5 protein-coding genes and 1 tRNA gene are annotated in these 4,207 nt (G+C 43.8%); 3 read left to right on the top strand and 3 right to left on the bottom strand.

Going from position 1 to position 4,207, the window contains the following annotated elements; all coding sequences use genetic code 11:
• The first annotated feature begins 5 nt into the window (after window positions 1-5).
• Window positions 6-81 (top strand) — tRNA-His (locus B7X71_RS12780).
• A gap of 84 nt (window positions 82-165) precedes the next feature.
• Here B7X71_RS12780 and B7X71_RS12775 read toward each other — a convergent pair.
• Window positions 166-654 (bottom strand): tyrosine-type recombinase/integrase, encoded by a 489-nt coding sequence (locus B7X71_RS12775; protein ID WP_293598065.1) that lies wholly within the window; start codon window positions 652-654, stop codon window positions 166-168.
• A 37-nt stretch (window positions 655-691) separates the two neighbouring features.
• Between B7X71_RS12775 and B7X71_RS12770 the strand changes: the two genes are divergently transcribed.
• Entirely contained in the window at window positions 692-2,542 is a 1,851-nt protein-coding gene (locus tag B7X71_RS12770) for a hypothetical protein (RefSeq protein WP_293598064.1), read from the top strand.
• Window positions 2,543-2,560: 18 nt separating this feature from the next.
• Entirely contained in the window at window positions 2,561-3,481 is a 921-nt protein-coding gene (locus B7X71_RS12765) for a tetratricopeptide repeat protein (protein ID WP_293598063.1), read from the top strand.
• 7 nt (window positions 3,482-3,488) lie between these two features.
• Here B7X71_RS12765 and B7X71_RS12760 read toward each other — a convergent pair whose 3' ends face one another.
• Together B7X71_RS12760 and B7X71_RS12755 are read right to left on the bottom strand one after the other, a co-directional pair.
• Window positions 3,489-3,902, bottom strand: coding sequence for a LuxR C-terminal-related transcriptional regulator (locus tag B7X71_RS12760; RefSeq protein ID WP_293598062.1), 414 nt, complete (start codon window positions 3,900-3,902; stop codon window positions 3,489-3,491).
• The coding region (locus B7X71_RS12755) for a response regulator (RefSeq protein ID WP_293600931.1) at window positions 3,899-4,207 on the bottom strand (309 nt) is incomplete at its 5' end. The genes B7X71_RS12755 and B7X71_RS12760, both read right to left, overlap by 4 nt.

Below are 4,207 nucleotides of genomic sequence, written 5' to 3'. Positions count from 1 at the left end.
CAGTGGCGGACGTAGCTCAGTTGGTAGAGTCCCAGATTGTGATTCTGGTTGTCGCGGGTTCGAGCCCCGTCGTTCGCCCCATATTCTATATGGGTTTGCCGTTAGTCACTGGGTTTTTATACATATAAAATTCCCATAAAAATTCCCAAATTGGGAATTGCATTTCTAAATTGCCCTGCGTTTTACCTCTTTTGTACGATCATAAATGCGTGCCGTAGTTTGCGGATTGGCATGAATATCGGGCAATCTGCCGTCATTCGATTGTTTAAATTGAGTGACATAGTAGGCGCGTAGATCATGAAAGGTAAACCCACCATCGATCACTTTCAGATCCTTGGCTTGGTTTACCAGCTTGCCCCACATACATTTAAAGCCTGCTGCCGTATAGTGCGATCCACGCTGAGTAGGGAATACATACAGCCCATCCTTACGGATAGTCTTTAATCGGTTAATCAGATCTTGCAAGGCATCACTAATCTTAATGACATCAATGACTTCCCCGCGTTTTCTGCCGCGCTGCTTGGCTCTCTTAATACGGATAACGCCTTGCTTCTCATCAATCTGCGTCCAGGCTAAATCTAGGCACTCGATCTTTCGGCTGCCTGCATACGCACAAAACTCTGCCACCATCGAAATCACTTTTCTCTGTGGCATTTTTTCTTGGCTGCATAGCCAATCAATAAATGCTGATGTGATTAGTGCTGGTGGAGTGTCTAGCAATGATGATCTTAATTACACTTTGGATGATGGAACTACCACTTCAAATGGAGTTGTTACATTTACAAATGTGGGTACTGGCAGCACTATGTCAGGTACAAGTAATTCTGAAATTATTTTGAATGCACTGACAAGTGGTAAAACCCTATCAGGTGCTGGCGGTGATGATATTTTGATTGGTAATATTGGGGCTGATACCCTCACTGGTGGAGCTGGAGCGGATATCTTATTTGGCGGTGGCGGGGTTGATACCTTTAGTTTTGCTACTGGTGATTCTGCGTATACGATATCTGGCAGTGGCGATGCAGGATCTATTTCGGGATTTGATATTATCAAAGACTACCAAACTGGATCTACTCAAGATATTTTAAGTTTACCAGGCACTGCTCGCTTGGCGAGTACGACTAACTCCAAAAATGGATCTGACTCAACCCTAACTATTTCAGGAAATCCAATTAGCTCTCATAGGATTGATAGCGGTAGGATGATTACATTTGATGATGCATCTAGTTTTAGTAGTGCTATACCGCTTACTTCTAACTCACACGTCGCTGCAGTTGTGGAATACCTCGGTTTGCAAGACTTTGGTAGTGCGGGCACCACAGTTGCTTTTACTGCGACTATTAATGGCATTACAAATACCTATATTTATACTCAGACTTCAAACAGTGCGGGAAGTGGTAATTTAATTGAGTTAAGTAACGTGGAGTTATCTGCGATTAGCACCAGCTCAAGCAATACTACCGATCGGGCACGTATCACCCCAATTGCATTCGATCTGAATAACGATGGAGTTGAGTATCTTCATAAAGATGCTGGTGTTCAGTATGACTATGACGGCAATGGAGAAAAGATCTCTACGGCTTGGGTTGCCTCTGAAGACGGCCTCCTAGCCAATCAAAGAGCTGATGGCAGTGTTAACGTTGTCTTTTCAACTCAAGCAGGTGAGACCGACTTGCAGGGCCTTGCTAAAGTCTATGACATCAATCACGATAATGTCTTTGATGCTAAGGATGCTGGCTTTAATGACTTTGGTGTTTGGCAAGATGCTGATAGCGATGGCATTGTGGATGTTGGAGAGTTCCTAACCCTTGCTGATCGCGGAATTGTTAGTTTATCTTTAACTTCTGATGGGGTTATGCATACGGCAGTTGACGGCGATGTCTTAATCTATGGACAAACTACTTACACCATGACCGATGGCAGTACTGGTATTGCCGAGGACGTAGCTTTTGCAGTCGAATCTGTTATGACCGATGGCAATGGTGTCCAGGATATTTACCAAATTGCCTCTATTGCCGATGGTGCACTCGCGATTGATGGCTTTAATATCAATGATGGCGACCATGTTGATTTATCCGCCATCCTCAATCCTGCTGACAGTGTTCGTTCAGTCATCTCAATTGATCAGGATGGGGTAACCGATTCTCACTCAACTATTACAGTCAATATTGGTGGTGTAGATTATGAAGTTGCCACTCTCTACGGTAAAGAAATCGGTGTACCTGATGCGCTCGGTGTTCATGCAGGCGGATCCGCATTAAGTGATGCCTTGCATGGAGCTAGCTGGACCGATGTAGTAGATATTTCAAGCGATCATGGAGGCCCTGCATCGATTTCTGCAGAAGGTGGAAGTCTCACGAATAGCTATAGCAATGAAGCTGGGGATTGGACTGTACAGATTAAATCTGGCACAGCGACTATTGATGCGGAGAATAAGGAGATTAATTTCACAAGCGATCATGCTCATAATGAAGCCATTATTACGACTGCTGATGGTACTTCCCACGAAATTTCCAATGTTGATAAGATTCTGTGGCATTGATTTATTATGGTAAAAAGCGTGGGTAAGAAGTTGAAGCTTGGAGGGACTAGTGAGAAAGCTGGCCCCCTCAAGAAAACGGCAGCCGCAAAGAAGGCTAAGAGTAATGTGTCACCTAAAAAGGCGTCCAGAACACCAATGTCTATCAGTATTAATAGCTCTCACACTCCATCTGAACTGCAGGCAAAGCTGATTAATGCTGAAAAGCTGCACCTCAAAGGCCAGCTAAAAGAAGCGTGGGCTTTATACCAGGAGATCTTGCGACAAGATCCCGATCACTATGCAGCTATTCATGGGATGGGCCTCATCGCCTCACAAATGAAGACCTTTCCCATGGCCATTAAGTTGTTTGAAAATGCCATTGCAGTGGATGGGAGCAATCCAAGAGCCTACAGCAATCTAGCTAATGCACAAGCGGCCGTGGGTGATAGTGAGCAGGCCCTTAAAAACTATGACAAGGCTTTATCCATTGACTCTGGATATGTAGATGCTATTAAAAATAGAGGTCTTGTTCGGGCAGAGCTAAAGCAATTTAAGAAAGCCTTGGCAGACTTTGCTAGAGTGCTTGAGCTTTCACCAGGATATTGGCGCGCTCATATCTATACGGCTAATGTTCTCATCTCGATGGGAAAGCTGGATAAAGCATTACATGCTTATGAGCTCGGATTATCTGCAAATCCTAATAGCGCAGCCCTATGTAATAACTTGGGGGCGATCTTATGCTCGATGGGTCGATTTAAGGTTGCTTTACCTAAGCTGGATAGGGCCATCAAAATCAATCCTCAATACGCTGAGGCCTTTAATAACAGGGCTGTAGTGCTGATTGGCTTAAAGCGCAATAAGGAAGCTTTGGTCAACTACGATCAAGCTCTGACTCTAAAGCCTGGCTATCAAGATGCAATTATGGGTAAATCCAAACTTCAGTCCAGCATGAGTTTGTAAGGCCCTATTAGTCGGTTGAGCGACGTTTAGGGTGATTATCCGCATCTTCTGTTTTTTGAAATTTTCCACAAAAGACATAAAGTTCCATACGATTACGCACGCCTAGCTTGTCGTAAATAGAAGCCAAATGGTTGCGCAAGGTATGTTCACTAATGTGAAGACTGTCAGCAACTTGCTTTAAGGTTTTCTCTGAATGTAACTGTATGGCGCGAGTGACTTTATCCTCCTTAGGAGTCAGTGAAGCCAATTTCATCTGTTCGCTAGTGAGCTCTTTAGGTAAGTTAGCTTGAGAGATTTGTAGCAGAATTCGAGAGGTAGCATTTCGATTGAGCCATAACTCACCCTCATGAATTTTTTCTATTGCCTTCAGAAGATTGCTTGTTGGCTCAGTTTTGCTAATCACTCCACGAGCGCCATTCACAAACGCTTGGTCATGAATTTCAGAATTTTTGATACCGGTATATACAATGATCTGGCTTTACAGGTTTTCAGTAGAGCGGAGATAAGCTCAATGCCACTTTCTTCATGGAGGTCGGGCTCGATGATGATTAAATCAGGATTATATTTAGCGGCTAATTTCAGGGCATCAGCACCATTTGATGAGGTCCCGCAAATTTCAATTTCACGATTGGACGCTAGAAGGTGGGTCACACCTAAGCGCGTAATTTCATGCGGATCTACAAGTTGAATTTTTATTTGCTTTCTTTTGACGGAAGAATTCATGGG

Source organism: Polynucleobacter sp. 39-46-10, assembly GCF_002282275.1.
The sequence above is the reverse complement of the archived record's forward strand: the minus strand, read 5'-3'. Positions and strand labels throughout refer to the sequence as shown.